The sequence below is a fragment of the Streptomyces rubellomurinus genome (assembly GCF_000961885.1).
Classification (GTDB): domain Bacteria; phylum Actinomycetota; class Actinomycetes; order Streptomycetales; family Streptomycetaceae; genus Kitasatospora; species Kitasatospora rubellomurina.
The window spans coordinates 1-14,494 of record NZ_JZKH01000004.1 but is presented as its reverse complement, the minus strand read 5'-3'; the positions used below and the strand labels follow the sequence as shown (position 1 = coordinate 14,494).

Genomic DNA, 14,494 nt, shown 5'->3' with positions numbered 1-14,494 from the left:
GAAACCTCGCCGACCGGGCGAGCGGCACGGCCGGCCCCGGGTTTGAGGGCGCCGGGCCCGGCAAGCCGCCTCGTATGGACACTCCCGCGAACATGCTGCTGATCAGGCCGCCGGGCGTCTACCGGCCCCAGGGCGACACCGAGTTGCTGGTCTCCTGCGTCCGCCGCGAGCGGCTCGACGGGGACAGCCGGGTGCTCGACCTGTGCACCGGCACGGGTGCCGTCGCGCTCGCGGCCGCGCACGAGGGGGCCCGGGTGACGGCGGTCGACCTGTCCGCGCGCGCCGTCGCCACGGCCTGGCTCAACGCCCGCCTGCACCGGAGCGGGATCCGCCTGCGGCGGGGCGACCTGCTGGCCCCGGTGACGGCCGGGACCTTCGACCTGATCACGGCCAACCCGCCGTACGTCCCGGCCGCGCGGACGCGGCGCGGGCACGGGCGCGGGCTCGCGTGGGACGCCGGGCCGGACGGACGCCTCGTGCTGGACCGGATCTGCCGGGAGGCGCCGCCACGGCTGGCCCGCGGCGGCGTGCTGCTCGTCGTGCAGTCCTCCCTCGCGGACGTCCCGGCCACCCTGGCGGCGCTCGGCGCGGCCGGGCTGCGAACGGCGGTGACGGCGCGGCGTCGGCAGGCGTTCGGGCCGGTGATGACGGCGCGCGCCGCGCTGTTCGAGAGGCTCGGGCTGATCTCCCCGGGCGACCGGTGGGAGATCCTGGTGGTGGTGCGCGGTGTCCGGGAGCGCTGACCGGGCCGCGACCCGGGTGGTCGTGGTGCCCGGGGGCCCGCTGCTGGTCGAGGGGCCGGTGGAGGTGGTCCTGCCGGGCGGCGAGGTCCGCTCCTCCGACCGGCCGGTGGTGGCGCTGTGCGTCTGCCGCCGGAGCCGGTGCTACCCGTTCTGCGACACCAGCCATCGCCGGCACGGCCGCCGCGAGCGCCGTCCGACCGGCGGCGGTTCAGGAGGCGTTGCGGACGGCGGGCTCGCCGAGGGGTGAGCGCAGGGAGCTGCGCCCGGCCCGCCAGCAGTCGAGCAGGTGGCCCGCGAACCGGCCGTCGACGACCCGTGCGGCGGCCAGGCCGAAGGCGATGTCCGGCGCCAACGCGGGCTCGGACGCGATCAGTTGGTCGACGACCCCGTGCCGGACGAGCTGTTCGTGGACGGCGTCGGCCTCGACGTGTTCGCGGTAGAACAGCGTCCCGTCCGGGCCCGCGCCCAGCCGCTCCAGCGCGGCGGCCAGCCGGGCGGCACCGGGCGGGGAGGTGATCTCCAGGGCGGCGAAATGCCCGACCGCGGCGCCGCGCAGCGCGTGGTGGAGGCCGAAGAGCGTCATCAGGTTGACCGACGCGAGGGAGACGGCCGGGACGGCGTCCAGGTAGTGCCCGTAGGACGGATCGAGTCCGAAGGCCTCCATCATCCGCGCGAACAGCCCCGCGTGTGCCCGCTCGGGGCGCCCGGCGCCGTACTCGTCGTAGAGGATCGTCATCAGGACGGCCTGGGCGGGCCCGTGGATCCTCGGCACCATCCACACCTGCGGGTCGGCCTCCTTGAGGTGGTAGACCGAGCGGTGCACCAGGTACTCGCGGACGTGCCGGGCCTCGCCCTCGTCGAGCAGGAAGCGCGAGGGCCCGGTGCCGCCCGGGGGTTCCGTCAGCAACTGGTCCAGCGCCTCCGGCACCGGTGGGACGGGCTCGGCCGCCGCGCGCACCGCGGCGAGGAACGACCGCTCCAGCGCCTTTCGCAGCGCCAGCAGTTCGGGTTCCCACTCCCAGCCGGGGTGGGCGCCCGCGAGGCCCCGGTCGTGGAGTTCGTAGCACAGGTACAACGCGAGCTGGTGGTCCTCGCCCCACGGGTCGGAGAGCGGGCCGGGCGGCGCGAGCAGCCGTCCGGCGCCCGGCGGCCCGGACCGTACCAGGCCCAGCACCGCCGCGGACAGCGGACCGCGCGGGCCGAACCCGCCCAGCGGGCCGTACGGGCCGGTCACCGTCCGCTCCTTCGACTGCGGCGGGCCGCCGCACCCGCGGCGATCCGGGCGGCGAAGAGGAGCGATGTCGCGAGCCACACCGCGGCGAAGACCGCCAGGACGTCGGCGCTGTGCTCGCGGGTACGGGCGAGCAGGACCGACACCGTCAGGAGCACCACCAGCGCGGTCAGCGGGATCCGCCCCAGGCCGGCGAGCGCGCCGCCGACGCGGTGCCGGAGCGTGAGCCGCATCCTGCTGAGCTCACGGTCCAGCCGCCGTTCCCCGCGCAGCGTGCTCTCGACCTCGGAGAGGATCCGCCGTTCACGCCAGGACAGACCGGGCCGTTCCATCGCCATCGCCTCCACACCTCCGGTGACCGCGGGCACTGCGCGGCTTCCCGGAACCGGCGCGCTCACACGCCACCACGGGACGGGAAGCCTGCCGGGGCGCGCTCCGAGCGCGCCCCGGCCTGGACGGTGGACTCAGAGCGGTGTGCCGTCCGGGGGCTCCTCGGGCGGTTCGTCCGACCACCCGGGGGCGTCGCGGTCCTCCAGCCGCTCGCGCAGGCGGCTGAGCGTGGCGCTGAGCAGGCGGGAGACGTGCATCTGGGACACGCCGATCCGTTCGGCGATCTCGGACTGCGTGCAGCCGTCCCAGAAGCGGAGCTTGAGCACGATCTGCTCGCGCTCGACGAGTTCGGCGAGCAGCGGGCGCACGGCGGTACGGAAGTCGGCGAGTTCGATGCCGGGGTCGCAGCTGCCGAGCCGGTCGAGCAGCGCGCTGCCGCTCTCGTTGGTGTCCTGCTCGCGCAGCGCGTCCAGGGAGTTGGGGCGGTAGACCCGGCCGGCGGCCAGGCCTTCGGTGGTCTGCTCCAGGGTGAGGTGGAGGTCCTCGGCGATCTCCTCCGGGCGGGGGAGCCGGCCGAGTTCCTGCTCCAGGCGGTCGGAGCCGCGGGCCACCGTCAAGTAGAGCTCCTGCATGCTGCGCGGCACCCGCACCGGCCAGGAGGTGTCGCGGAAGAACCGCTTGATCTCGCCGGCGATGGTGGGGATGGCGTAGGTGACGAACTCGACGCCGCGGTGCGGGTCGTAGCCGTCGACGGCCTTGATCAGGCCGATCGTGCCGACCTGGAGGATGTCGTCCATGTCCTCCGGCCGATGGCGGAAGCGGGCCGCGATGAACCGCACCAGCGGCATGTTGAGCTCGATGATCCGGCCGCGCACGTTGCTGTACGCGTGCGTCTCACGGGCGAGCCCGGCCAGCCGCTCGAACAGCGCGTCGCTGAGTCGGCGCGCCTCGGACTTGCCCATCGCCCGCAGCTCGGCCTCGCTGTACGGAGGCGGCAGGTCGGGCGACGACCCACCCGAGGGGGGTTCGGCGGTCATCTGGGCACTACGGTGCTGTGTCTTGACGGGGATGGACACCTGTTGCTCCTGGGCGTCGGGGCGATCGCCCGACGACGCTGCGAACAAGCCCTCGCTCGCGCGCCACGGGCTTCTTTCCCCAGGACCCGCGCCCGGCTTCTTCAAGCGACGGTCCCGGTGGCACCCGGTGGGTGCCGGCGCGGCCGGCGGATCGGCCGTGGCCGCTGCATTCGGATACCTACCCCGACGGACGACATCGAATTCATGTTTTGCCCGACTTGTTTGGATTTGTGTGCTGATGTGCCCGCATGCACGCTCGACGAGTGGATCGCGCCCGGGCGGGCATCCGCCCGCGGGGGCCGAGAGCCGAGAAAGGAACCGATCGCCATGAGCACTCCCGAGGAACAGGGCGACCCGCGCGTCGACGAGCGGGCGAGGGAGAGGTCCGCCGAGCAGCGCAACATCACCGCTCCGACTCCGGCGGACGTGCGCGCCGAAGGCGAGGCCGAGCCGGACCGGGGCGAGGAGTGGGGCGAGGACGAGGAGCCGCCGGCCGGCACCCGGGCCCCGTGACGCCCGTGACACCCGGGGCGGCGGGGCAGCGCAGCCCTCCGCCGCCGCGGGCCCGCGCTACGCCACCGGAGTGATCTGCCACCGCACGACGGCGCAGCCGCCGCGCTCGGCCGTCCTTCGCGCGCGGGGCCTCGCATAGGTTGCCCGGGTGGAGCCCACCGAGTCACCCGAGGCCGCGAGCCGGCCCCCGGCGGGGGTACGTGCCGCCGTCGCCGTCGACAAGCGCCTGCCGCTCATGGAGGGCGGGCGAGCCCTGCTGCGCAAGGCCTTCCCCGACCACTGGTCCTTCCTGCTCGGCGAGCTCGCGCTGTACGCCTTCGTCGTCCTGCTGGTGACCGGCGTCTACCTGACGTTCTACTTCCGGCCGAGCATGGACGAGCTCGTCTACGACGGCTCGTACCTGCCGCTGCGCGGGGTGCGGGTGTCCGAGGCCTACGCCTCGACGCTGCGGATCAGCTTCGACGTCCGCGGCGGTCTGCTGATCCGGCAGATCCACCACTGGTCGGCGCTGCTGTTCGCCTCGGCGATCGGCGTGCACCTGCTGCGGGTGTTCTTCACCGGCGCCTTCCGCCGCCCGCGGGAACTCAACTGGGTCATCGGGGTGACGCTGTTCAGCCTCGCGCTGCTGGAGGGGTTCTCCGGCTACTCGCTGCCGGACGACACGCTCTCGGGCACCGGGCTGCGGATCGCCGAGGGCGTCCTGCTGTCGCTGCCGCTGGTCGGCAGCTACCTCACCTTCTTCGTCTTCGGCGGCGACTTCCCGGGGCACGACGTCATCCCGCGGCTGTTCACCGTGCACGTCCTGCTGGTGCCCGGCCTGCTGGTCGCCCTGGTCGGGGCGCACCTGACGCTCGTCGTGGTGCTGAAGCACACGCAGTGGGCCGGGCCCGGGCGCACCAACCGGAACGTGGTCGGCATGCCCTTCTTCCCGCAGTTCATGACCCGCAGCGCGGGCCTGCTGTTCGCGGTGGGCGGCGTCATGACCGTGTCGGCCTTCCTCGCGGAGATGAACCCGATCTGGCGCTACGGCGCCTACCGGCCGGACGTCGCCGGGGCCGGCGCGCAGCCCGACTGGTACATCGGCTTCATCGAGGGTGCGCTGCGGCTGATGCCCGCGGTGGAGACCCGGGTGCTCGGGCACACCCTGTCGTGGAACGTCCTCCTGCCGGCCGTGGTGCTGCCCGGGCTCATGTTCGCGGTGCTGTACGCCTACCCCTTCGCCGAGCGGTGGCTCGACCCCGAGCCGGGCGAGCACCACCTGTGCGACCGGCCGCGCAACAAGCCCACCCGCACCGCGCTGGGGGTCGCCGGGGTGACGTGCTACGCCGTCCTGCTGGTGGCGGGCGGCAACGACGTGATCGCGTTCGCGTTCGGGATCTCCGTCAACGCGCTGACCGACGTGCTGCGCGCGGCCCTGATCGTCCTGCCGCCCCTGGCGTTCCTGCTCACCCGGCGGCTCTGCCTGGCCCTCCAGGCCCACGACCGCTCCCGGCTCCTGCACGGCGACGCGACCGGCCGGATCGACCAGTCCCTCGACGGCGGCTTCGAGGGCCGCCGCCGCCGGGTGCGGCCCGCCGAGCGGGAGGTCCTGCTGGTGCGCGACGCCCCGGTGCCGCCGCCGGCCCCGGCGGGGGCGCCGCGCCGCGAGCAGGCGCGAGCCGCCGCGAGCGCCTGGTTCTACCGCGACCGGGCCGAGCTGCCGGCCTCCGAGCGGGAGTCGGAGCGGGTCGCGGCCGTCCTCACCGCCCCGCAGCACCCCAGCCTCCCGGCCGACCGCACGCCCCGGCCCGCCGCGGCCGGGCCGCTGCGCCGGCTGCTGCGCGCGGTCACCCGCCGTCGTCGTCGCGGAACTGGAAGATGAACCCGAACACGGCCAGCGCGACCACCAGCGCGCCGACGACGACCAGCCACCGGGCGAACACCACCCCGAGGGCGAAGACCGTCACGCCCACCGCCGTGAGCACCGGGTAGCCGCTCCGAGCCGGGAAGAAGCCGATCGGCCCCGCCGTCTCGGCGATCTCGGCGTCCTTGCGGTCCTGCGGCCGGCCGTGGCCCCGGCGCCGGTGCTGGACGAACCAGAAGAGGGCGATCAGCGCCGACATCAGGAACCCCACCGCCAGGATCGCCTTGCCGGCGGGCTCCCGGGCCCACAGCCCGTAGACGAGACCGGTCACGGCGAAGAACGCCGCCATGATCGAGAACAGCCATCCCTCGGCCTTCACCGCAGGCTCCCCCGTCGCTCCTCGTCGCCGTCCTCCTCGGACGGGACCTCCGGATGGTGCAGGTCGAAGGCCGGCGATTCGGAGCGGATGCGCGGCAGCACGTGGAAGTTGTGCTCGGGCGGCGGGCAGGACGTCGCCCACTCCAGCGACCGGCCCCAGCCCCACGGATCGTCCCGGTCGACCGTGCGGCCGTGCCGGGTGGTGACCCAGACGTTGTAGAAGAACGGCAGGTTGGAGATCCCGAGCACGAACGCCCCGCACGAGGCGAGCACGTTGAGCGCGGTGAAGCCGTCCACGTCCAGGTACGTCGCGTAGCGGCGCGGCATGCCCTGGGCGCCCAGCCAGTGCATGACCAGGAAGGTGACCTGGAAGCCGGTGAACACCAGCCAGAAGTGCAGCTTCCCGATCCGTTCGCCGAGCATCTTCCCGGTCAGCTTCGGCCACCAGAAGTAGAAGCCCCCGAAGGTCGCGAACACGACGGTGCCGAACAGGACGTAGTGCAGGTGCGCCACGACGAAGTAGCTGTCGGTGACGTGGAAGTCGATCGGCGGCGCGGCCAGCAGCACCCCGCTCAGCCCTCCGAACAGGAAGGTCACCAGGAACCCCATCGACCAGAGCATCGGGGTCTCGAAGGACAGCGAGCCGTTCCACATCGTCCCGACCCAGTTGAAGAACTTCACGCCGGTCGGCACCGCGATGAGGAACGACATCATGGAGAAGAATGGCAGCAGCACCTGGCCGGTGGCGAACATGTGGTGCGCCCACACCGACATGGACAGCGAGGTGATGGCGATGGTCGCGCCGATCATCCCGTAGTAGCCGAACAGCGGCTTGCGGCTGAAGACCGGGATGATCTCGCTGACGATGCCGAAGAACGGCACCGCGACGATGTAGACCTCCGGGTGGCCGAAGAACCAGAAGAGGTGCTGCCACAGCAGCGCGCCGCCGTTGGCCGGGTCGAAGACGTGCGCGCCGAACTTCCGGTCCGCCTCCAGCAGCAGCAGGGCCGCCGTCAGCACCGGGAAGGCGAGCAGCACCATGATCGACGTGAACAGCACGTTCCAGGTGAAGACCGGCATCCGGAACAGGGTCATGCCGGGCGCCCGCAGACAGGTGATCGTGGTGACGAAGTTGACCGAGCCGAGGATCGTGCCGAGGCCCGCCACGACCAGGCCCAGCGCCCACAGGTCGCCGCCCGCGCCGGGCGAGAACACCGGCCCGTTCAGCGGCGCGTAGGCGAACCAGCCGAACGCGGGCGCCCCGGTCGAGGTGAGGAAACCGCTCAGGACGAGCAGCCCGCCCAGCAGGAACGCCCAGTAGGTGAAGGCGTTCAGCCGGGGGAACGCGACGTCGGGCGCCCCGATCTGCAGCGGCATGATCGCGTTGGCGAAGCCGGCGAACGTCGGGGTCGCGAACAGCAGCAGCATGATCGTGCCGTGCATCGTGAACATCTGGTTGTACTGCTCGTGCGACAGGAGTCCGGTGTCGGGCCCCATCAGTTGAGCCCGCATCAGCAGTGCCAGCACGCCGCCGACCAGGAAGAATCCGAAGGCCGTCGCCAGGTAGAGGTTCCCGATGACCTTGTGGTCGGTGGTGAACAGCCAGCGCAGCACGGTGCTGCCCTGGTGGAGCCGGGCCCGGGTGCGGCGCGCGGCGGTGGTCGAAGCGGTCATGGAGCCTCCGCGGCGGAACGGGCGGCCTTCGCACGCCACCGGCGACCCTAGCGGCGGCCGGCGACCGGCCGGGCGTGCCACGCTGCGGACCCTCCGACCGGCCACCCCGCAGGTGACGCCGACGCCCTTCCGACGGACCTCGGGCAACCGGTCCGGACCCCGCCGTCAGTCGTCCCCCGGCTCCCCGTACCGCGCCCGCCACTCGCGGGCCCTCGCGTTGTGCCACTCCACGCCCTGCTCGGCCTGCTGCACGGACAGGCCGCTGAGTTCGGCGACCTCGGTGAGCGGGACGGGTTCGTCGTCGTACTCGGCGAGGGTCCGGCAGACCTTGCCGGCCCACTGCTCCTCCGGGACGAAGGGGCGGTGGCGGTACTGCTCGATCAGCTCGGCCAGGTGGTCGAGGCCGCAGGCGGTCAGCACCCGTTTGCCGTCCAGGGCCGGGTCGCTGACGTGCAGGGCGGACGAGTCCGGCACGAGCGCGCTGAGCAGGTCGTCGCCGTCGACGGCCTGGCCGCAGAGGTCGCACAGGTCGAGCTCGGGGATGCCGCCGCACCGGTCGTCCGGCGGGGGGCCGATGTCCTCCATGCGGCGCGCCTACCCGGTCGGTCCGGGGCCAACCCCGTGCGGCCGCCGGGCGTCAGTCGCCGGCCAGCACCGTGGCCGGGTCCACGGCGCCCCCGACCAGATCGCGGGCCGAGTCGGCCACTCCCCTGCCGCTGCGGCGGGCGTGGCTGCGCAGCACCTCGAGGGCGGTGTCCATGTCCAGGCCGCCTGCCTCGGCGAGGACGCCCTTCGCCCGCTCGACGGCGGTGCGGTCCGCCAGCGCGGAGCCGATCTCCTCGGCGGCGGTCTGCTCCCGCCCGTACCGCTGCTGGAGCAGGGCGATCACGGCCAGGTCGGCGAGCGGCTGGACGATGTCGAGCCCGTCCTGGCCGGGCTCGACCCCGGTGCGGACGTCGAAGACGTTGAGCGCGCCCATGACCCGGCCGTCCAGGCGCAGCGGCACCGCGCGGACCGAGCGGAAGCCGAGCTCGACGGCCTGCTGCGCGAACCGGGGCCAGCGGGCCCGGGCGCCGTCGAGATCACGTTCGACGACCTCGCGGCCCGGTGCGGTGGCAGTCCAGGCAGGGCCCCTCGCCCACGGCGATCTGCAGCGCCTCCAGGCGGCGGACCCGGTCGTTGGAGTAGGCGATGTCGCGGAGTTCGCCGCGGCGGTCAGCGACGACCAGACCGGTGCCGGCCGTGCCGCTGAGCGCCGTGCAGACCTCGGTCAGCCGGTGCAGGAACTCGACGGTGTCGTAGCCGGGACCGACCAACGTACCGGTGAGCCCGGCGAACGCTTCGTTCACGCGGGCCTCGCGCGTCATGACCGCCTCCACTTGCCTTCGGGGCCAGGCTACGCCCCCGCCCGGCCGTCGGTCATCCGTCATCGGTCCTCCTCCGTGAACCGCAGTTGCCGCAGCACGACCTCGTGCGCCACCTCGTCGATCTCGCGGTCGTGGGCGAAGGCGTGCGCGCGCAGCCGGTCGAGGGTCTCCCCGGCGGACACCCCCAGCTGCACCATGACCATGCCCACCGCCTGGTCCACCTCCACGCCGTTCACCGGCGGGTCGTCGAGCCACGGCTGGACGGGGCCCTCGCCGGACGGCGTCATGAAGGAGCCGACGATCGCGAGGGTCACGCTGGTCGCGGCGACCTGGATGTCGGCGGCCTCCTCGGCGCCGGGAACGCCCGGGGCCGAGCGGTACAGGCTCAGCACGCCGATGCTGGCGGACCCCAGGTGGAGCGGTGAGGCGTAGACGCTGCGCAGCCCCTGGTGGTCGGCGTCCGCGTCGTCGGGGTCCGGGTGGTCGGGGTCCGGGTGGCCGGAGTCCGCCGGGGCGAGCGCGGCCACCAGGACCGGCCAGCGCACCTCGTCCGGCGCCAGCAGGTCGGCGACCGCCACCGGGCTCCGGCCCCGGAAGGCGTCCACGCCCGGGCCCTCGCCGAGGCTGAACTGCCGTTCCTCCATCCGCCGGGCCCTGCGGTCGCTGGCCCACACCCCGGCCCGGTGGCCGGTGTCGGCCATCAGGGTGATCGAGGCGGCTTCCACCGCCAGGGCCTCGACGCAGGCCGTGCAGAGCCGTTCGGGAAGGGCGGGTCGGCCCGGGCCGTTGACGGCCTCGGCCATGATCTGCGCGATCCGCGTCAGATCGGCCATGTCCGTGCCTCGTTCATCTGTCGTCGGCCCGCCGCACCCCGGGAGGGTGTGCGACGGTCGTCGCGGTCGGGCCTCTCGTGCGTCGCCACAGCGGCTCGCGCCGCGACGTGATCACCGCGGTATAGGTGCCCGAGGCGGCTCCGGGTTTCGTGCCTCGACGCGCGTGTACCCGGGGCGGCACCCGGCACACGCACCGCGCCGCGCGGGGTTTGACGGCGCGCCGTCCGGCAAGCCGCTGGGCATGGACGCTCCTGTGAAAGCCTCGGCCACCCACACCGCTCCGGCGCTGCACAGCCGCCGCTGGTCCCGTCTGCTGCGCGCCGCGCTCGACGCACCGGCCCACTGGGAGGCGCTCGACCTCCCCGCCGGGCCGCTCGCCGACGCGGTGGAAGCCCTCCCGCTCGGGCCGTACCGCGACGCCCTGCACGGCGTGTGGCTCGGTCACCCGCTGCATCCCGTCCTGGTCCAGCTGCCGATCGGCTGCTGGACGTCGGCCGCGCTGCTCGACTGGGTGCCGGGCGCCCGGCACGAGGCCGACGCCCTGGTGACGACCGGGCTGCTGACGGCCGGGCCGACCGCGCTGGCCGGCTGGGTGGACTGGGCCCGGCTCGACCCGCCCCGCCGGCGCACCGGGCTGGTGCACGCGCTCGCCAACACCGCCGGCGTGCTGCTGTACACGGGCTCGGTGCTGGCCCGCTGCCGGGGCCGCCGCGCCCGCGGCCGGCTGCTGGCGCTGGCCGGCCTGACCGCGGTGTCGGTCGGCGGCACGCTCGGCGGGCACCTGGCCTACGAGCAGGCCGCCGGCCCCAACCGGGCCGCCGCCGTCCCCCGGCTCGCGCCCGCCGACTGGGTCGGCCTCGGAGCCGTCGACGAATTCCCGCCGGGCGAACCCGTGCGCAGGACGGCGGGCGGGATCCCCGTGGTCGTCGTCCGCGAGGGAGAGCGCTGCCACGTGCTGGCGGAGCGCTGCGCCCACCTCTCCGGCCCGCTCGCCGACGGCACGGTCGTCGACGGCTGCCTGCGCTGCCCGTGGCACGGCAGCGAGTTCCGGCTGCGCGACGGCGAGGTCGTGCACGGCCCGGCCACCGCGCCGCAGCCGGTGTTCGAGACCCGGATCCTCTCCGGGCACCTGGAGGCCCGGCTGCCCGAAGCGGGCTGACCGGCCGTCACCCCGCCCACCTGCCCGATGCGCGCCGGGCTCCGGTCATCGTCCGGAGGTCACCGTCCGGGCCCGTCGTCGTCGGCGCACGCGCACAGCACCGCGAAGGCGATCGCGAGCGCCAGGGTCCAGAGGCCGGCGAACACCCAGACGACGGCCGCCGGGGCGCTCCGCAGGCCGGCCACCAGCAGGGCCAGGGACAGCAGCACGAGGACGAGTGCCGTCCGGGGCCGCACGCCCCGCATGAGCTCCCAGGCCCGGCTGCGCAGCCCGAACGCGAACGCGCTCACCAGCACGTCGAGCGCGCGGTCGCGCCGGGCTTCCCGCGCGATCGCGGCCGTGGTCCGCCGTTGCCACCCGTCCATCGTGTCCTGCCTCCTCGCACGCCCGTCCCCCGGTCCGCCGCTGCGGGTTCCCCGTCCGGACGGGCCCTAACGCGCGGACCCGCGCCGGCTACCGCGCGGGGCGGAGGCGGACGGCGAGCAGGCAGCTGTCGTCGGCGGGGTTGGGGCCGCCGAGGCGGTCGGCGATGTGGTCGAGCAGGTCGGCGAGGCCGGGTGCGGTGTACTCCTCGGCGGCGCTCAGGAGGCGGTCGGGGCGGCCGGTGCCGCCGTCGCGCCGGTTGAGCAGGCCGTCGGTCCAGAGCAGGACGGTGTCGCCGGGCCGCAGCGGCTGGACGGTGTCGCGGTAGCGGCTCTCCGGCAGGGCGCCGAGGACGGTGCCGGTGGGCCCGTCCGCCAGGGCGGCGGCGCCGTTCCGGACCACGGCCGGGGGCGCGTGGCCGGCCGCGCTCCAGGTGAGCGTCCGGGCGGCCGGGTCGAGCAGGCCGCACAGCACGCTGGCGATCCGGCGGCTCCCGGTCCGGCAGAGCAGGGAGTTCAGCCGGGTGAGCCCGGCGCCGGGGCCGTCGCCGGTGCCGCACAGGCCGCGCAGGGCGTACCGCAGTTCGGACATGGCGACGGCGGCCGGCAGGCCGTGCCCGCTGACGCCGCCGACCGCGAGCAGGACCGTGCCGTCCGGCAGCGCCGTGAGCTCGTACCAGTCGCCGCCGACCCGGCGGTGGTCCCCGGCGGGCAGGTAGCGGGCCGCGTGGTCGACGCCGGCGGGCGGGGGCTGCGGCTCGTCGGGGGCGGCCATCAGCGCGTTCTGCAGGGCGCGGGTCATCCGGTGTTCGGCGGCGGCCCGGCGCTGCTGCTCGGCCAGCCGGGTCCGGACTCCGGCCAGGACCTGCTCGGTGCGGTGCCGCTCGGTCACGTCCTGGAGGACGCCCCGGACGTCCCGCACCCGGCCGGTGACGGGATCGGTGACGGCCTCCCCGCTGATCCGCAGGACGCGCCCGCCCGCCCCGACCCCGACGTCCACGGCGCCCGGTCGCCGGCCGCCGAGCAGGAGTCCGGCGAACTCGCGGACGGTCGCGCGGTCCTGCGGCCGCACGCAGGCCAGCGCCTCGACCACGCCGGCCGGGCCCGTCCGCCCGGGGTCGAGGCCCATCAACCGCCGCGCCTCCCCCGACAGTTGCAGGCCCGGCGAGCCGGGCGACCAGGTGAAGCTGCCGACGCCGGCCAGCCGCTGGGTGTCGCCGACCCCGGCCGCGGGCTCGGGGCCGTCGGACTCGCGCCAGGTGAGCAGCAGGCCGTCCAGGAACGGCACCGCCCGCAGGGTGAGGACCGCTCCGGTGCCGGTGGCGGCGTCCGCCCCGGTGAAGTCGTCGACCCGGCCCTCGTAGCGGGCACCGGTCTCGGCGGCGTCGAGGATCCGGGCGAAGGCGCCGGTCGAGACGAGCCCGGGGAGGATCTCGCTGAGGCGCCGCCCGAGCACCGGGGCGGTGCCCGTCCCGGCGTTGGCGTACCTGACGCGCAGATCGGTGACCGCTCCCCGGCTGCCGCCCTCGCGGACCACGGACAGCACGAGGACGGGTTCGAACATCGCGTCCAGCACGCCGCGGAACCAGTACTCGCCGCCCGGGATCACCAGTCCCGGCTCGCCGCCGTCCGCCGCGGCGACGCGCAGCAGGTGCCCCGCCACCAGCCCGGACAGCGCGTCGAGGTACCGGGTGGCCGCGCGGGCCCGCTCGGGCGGGCCGTCCCAGCCGAGGCTCATCGCCCCGACGACCCGGTCGCCGTTGCGCAGCGGCACCGCGCAGGCCGTCCGGCCGGGGACGATCCGGCCGGTCTCGGGCGGGCGGCCGCCGGCGTCGTCCGCGTCGAACTCCCAGACCATGCCGCCGCCGTGCGCGGCGGCGGCCAGCGGGACCCCGGTCTCCGGCGGGATGCGCCGCCACCGGCTGACCCGGCTCGGCTCCACGCCGTGGCTGCCGAGCAGCGCGAGGGCGCCGTCCGGCTCCAGCAGGCCGAGCACGACGGCGACGACGCCGAGCGGCGCCACCGCCACCTCGTGCAGCAGCCGCGCCAGGTCGTCGGGCGTCTCCGCGCCGGCCAGGGCGGAGACGGCCAGGTGGTAGCGGGCGGCCAGGCCGGGCAGCGGTGCCCGGCGGGCGGCGCCGGGCGGCGCCGGGACGGGCGGCGGTCGGACGGGCGGCTGCGGGGCGGGGCGGACGAACTCGTCGATGGCGTCCTGGAGCGACGCGTCCTCGGCGAGGTCCCCGATCGGCGCCGCGAGACCGACCAGCCCGGCGGCGATGTCCGCGACCCTGCGGTTGGAGTCCTGGGAGAGCCGGACCAGGTGGCCGAAGGCCTGGTCCGGAGTGCAGCCGAGCCGTTCGGTGAGCATCCCCTTGGCCTGCTCGATGACGCCCCGGGTGCGCATCGCCCGGCGCAGCCCCTCCGCCTCGGCGCGCAGCCGGTCGACCGCTGCCAGCAGCACGGTCGTGTCGTCGGGGCGGGCGGCTCCTCCGGGGCTCCGCTGCTCAGGCACAGGCCGCCGCCACGTCCGGGTAGAGCGGCAGCACCGCTGTCACCCCGCCCAGTTCCACGACGTCCCGCACCCGCGGCGCCGCGCCCGCCAGCCGGAGGGCGCCGTGCGCGTCCCGCACCCGGCGGGCGGCGCCGAGCAGCGCGTTGAGGCCGGTGGAGTCGACGAAGCCGACTGCGGTCAGGTCCACGACGAGCCGGGGCTCGCCGCCGTCGATCAGCACGTCGAACAGCTTCCGCAGTTCGGGAGCCGCGAAGTCGTCGAGGTCGCCGAAGAGCGGCACGACCGTCCAGCCGTTGACCTCCGGGAAGTCCATCATCCGGATCGTCCTCGCCGTGTGTGGCCCCTCCTCCAGGTTAGGCCCTCTCTTTTGGGTCTTGTCGGATCAGGCCGCGGCGTTGGGGTGCGTGCATCGCAAGGCGGAGGAGGGAGCCACTGCGGTGGGGGCACCTCCCGGCCGAAGGCTGGGGGCCATT

Annotated in this window: 16 protein-coding genes; 5 read left to right on the top strand and 11 right to left on the bottom strand. The window is 74.9% G+C overall.

Annotated features, from left to right (window positions below; translation table 11 throughout):
* Positions 1-74 precede the first annotated feature (74 nt).
* Together VM95_RS03215 and VM95_RS03210 are read left to right on the top strand one after the other, a co-directional pair.
* Positions 75-743, top strand: a complete 669-nt coding sequence (locus VM95_RS03215; protein WP_244178599.1) for a HemK2/MTQ2 family protein methyltransferase — start codon at positions 75-77, stop codon at positions 741-743.
* Positions 727-990, top strand: coding sequence for a CDGSH iron-sulfur domain-containing protein (locus VM95_RS03210; protein WP_045692457.1), 264 nt, complete (start codon positions 727-729; stop codon positions 988-990). Before VM95_RS03215 ends, VM95_RS03210 begins: the two co-directional genes overlap by 17 nt.
* Here VM95_RS03210 and VM95_RS03205 read toward each other — a convergent pair.
* From VM95_RS03205 to VM95_RS03195, 3 genes are all read right to left on the bottom strand, one after another.
* A complete protein-coding gene (locus VM95_RS03205; RefSeq protein WP_045692456.1) occupies positions 952-1,977 on the bottom strand; it encodes an iron-containing redox enzyme family protein in 1,026 nt (341 codons plus the stop codon). The two genes, VM95_RS03210 and VM95_RS03205, sit on opposite strands and share 39 nt — an antisense overlap.
* A complete protein-coding gene (locus VM95_RS03200) occupies positions 1,974-2,312 on the bottom strand; it encodes a hypothetical protein (RefSeq protein WP_045692455.1) in 339 nt (112 codons plus the stop codon). The genes VM95_RS03205 and VM95_RS03200 overlap by 4 nt, the downstream gene beginning before the upstream one ends.
* Before the next feature lie 126 nt (positions 2,313-2,438).
* Positions 2,439-3,341: a SigB/SigF/SigG family RNA polymerase sigma factor gene (locus VM95_RS03195; protein ID WP_052707112.1), complete on the bottom strand. Its 903-nt coding sequence runs from the start codon at positions 3,339-3,341 to the stop codon at positions 2,439-2,441.
* Positions 3,342-3,707: 366 nt separating this feature from the next.
* On the opposite strand from VM95_RS03195, the gene VM95_RS03190 reads away from it, so the two are divergent.
* Together VM95_RS03190 and qcrB are read left to right on the top strand one after the other, a co-directional pair.
* Positions 3,708-3,893 carry a hypothetical protein gene (locus VM95_RS03190; RefSeq protein ID WP_045692454.1) on the top strand — a complete coding sequence of 62 codons (186 nt, stop codon included), beginning with the start codon at positions 3,708-3,710 and terminating at the stop codon, positions 3,891-3,893.
* Between the two features lie 148 nt (positions 3,894-4,041).
* On the top strand, positions 4,042-5,754 hold the full coding sequence (qcrB, locus tag VM95_RS03185; RefSeq protein WP_063773440.1) for a cytochrome bc1 complex cytochrome b subunit: 1,713 nt from the start codon (positions 4,042-4,044) through the stop codon (positions 5,752-5,754).
* On the opposite strand, the gene ctaF is transcribed toward qcrB, so the two are convergent.
* From ctaF to VM95_RS03160, 5 genes are all read right to left on the bottom strand, one after another.
* Positions 5,720-6,115 carry an aa3-type cytochrome oxidase subunit IV gene (ctaF, locus tag VM95_RS03180; RefSeq protein WP_045692453.1) on the bottom strand — a complete coding sequence of 132 codons (396 nt, stop codon included), beginning with the start codon at positions 6,113-6,115 and terminating at the stop codon, positions 5,720-5,722. The genes qcrB and ctaF overlap by 35 nt on opposite strands.
* Positions 6,112-7,788: an aa3-type cytochrome oxidase subunit I gene (gene ctaD, locus VM95_RS03175; protein ID WP_045692452.1), complete on the bottom strand. Its 1,677-nt coding sequence runs from the start codon at positions 7,786-7,788 to the stop codon at positions 6,112-6,114. Before ctaD ends, ctaF begins: the two co-directional genes overlap by 4 nt.
* Before the next feature lie 165 nt (positions 7,789-7,953).
* Positions 7,954-8,373, bottom strand: coding sequence for a hypothetical protein (locus tag VM95_RS03170; protein WP_045692451.1), 420 nt, complete (start codon positions 8,371-8,373; stop codon positions 7,954-7,956).
* A 52-nt stretch (positions 8,374-8,425) separates the two neighbouring features.
* Positions 8,426-9,007 (bottom strand): GAF and ANTAR domain-containing protein, encoded by a 582-nt coding sequence (locus VM95_RS45410; protein ID WP_341845986.1) that lies wholly within the window; start codon positions 9,005-9,007, stop codon positions 8,426-8,428.
* Positions 9,008-9,214: 207 nt separating this feature from the next.
* A complete protein-coding gene (locus tag VM95_RS03160; protein ID WP_052707111.1) occupies positions 9,215-9,988 on the bottom strand; it encodes an ANTAR domain-containing protein in 774 nt (257 codons plus the stop codon).
* A 241-nt stretch (positions 9,989-10,229) separates the two neighbouring features.
* Here VM95_RS03160 and VM95_RS03155 point away from each other — a divergent pair, with 241 nt between their 5' ends.
* The gene (locus VM95_RS03155; protein WP_078859556.1) at positions 10,230-11,147 is read left to right on the top strand and encodes a Rieske (2Fe-2S) protein; all 918 of its coding nucleotides are present in this window, start codon (positions 10,230-10,232) and stop codon (positions 11,145-11,147) included.
* A gap of 59 nt (positions 11,148-11,206) precedes the next feature.
* On the opposite strand, the gene VM95_RS03150 is transcribed toward VM95_RS03155, so the two are convergent.
* The 3 genes from VM95_RS03150 to VM95_RS03140 form a co-directional block, all read right to left on the bottom strand.
* Positions 11,207-11,512 carry a hypothetical protein gene (locus tag VM95_RS03150; RefSeq protein WP_045692450.1) on the bottom strand — a complete coding sequence of 102 codons (306 nt, stop codon included), beginning with the start codon at positions 11,510-11,512 and terminating at the stop codon, positions 11,207-11,209.
* A gap of 88 nt (positions 11,513-11,600) precedes the next feature.
* Positions 11,601-14,021, bottom strand: coding sequence for a SpoIIE family protein phosphatase (locus VM95_RS03145; protein ID WP_167352887.1), 2,421 nt, complete (start codon positions 14,019-14,021; stop codon positions 11,601-11,603).
* Positions 14,014-14,337, bottom strand: coding sequence for an STAS domain-containing protein (locus tag VM95_RS03140; RefSeq protein WP_078859555.1), 324 nt, complete (start codon positions 14,335-14,337; stop codon positions 14,014-14,016). Before VM95_RS03140 ends, VM95_RS03145 begins: the two co-directional genes overlap by 8 nt.
* Between the last annotated feature and the right edge of the window lie 157 nt (positions 14,338-14,494).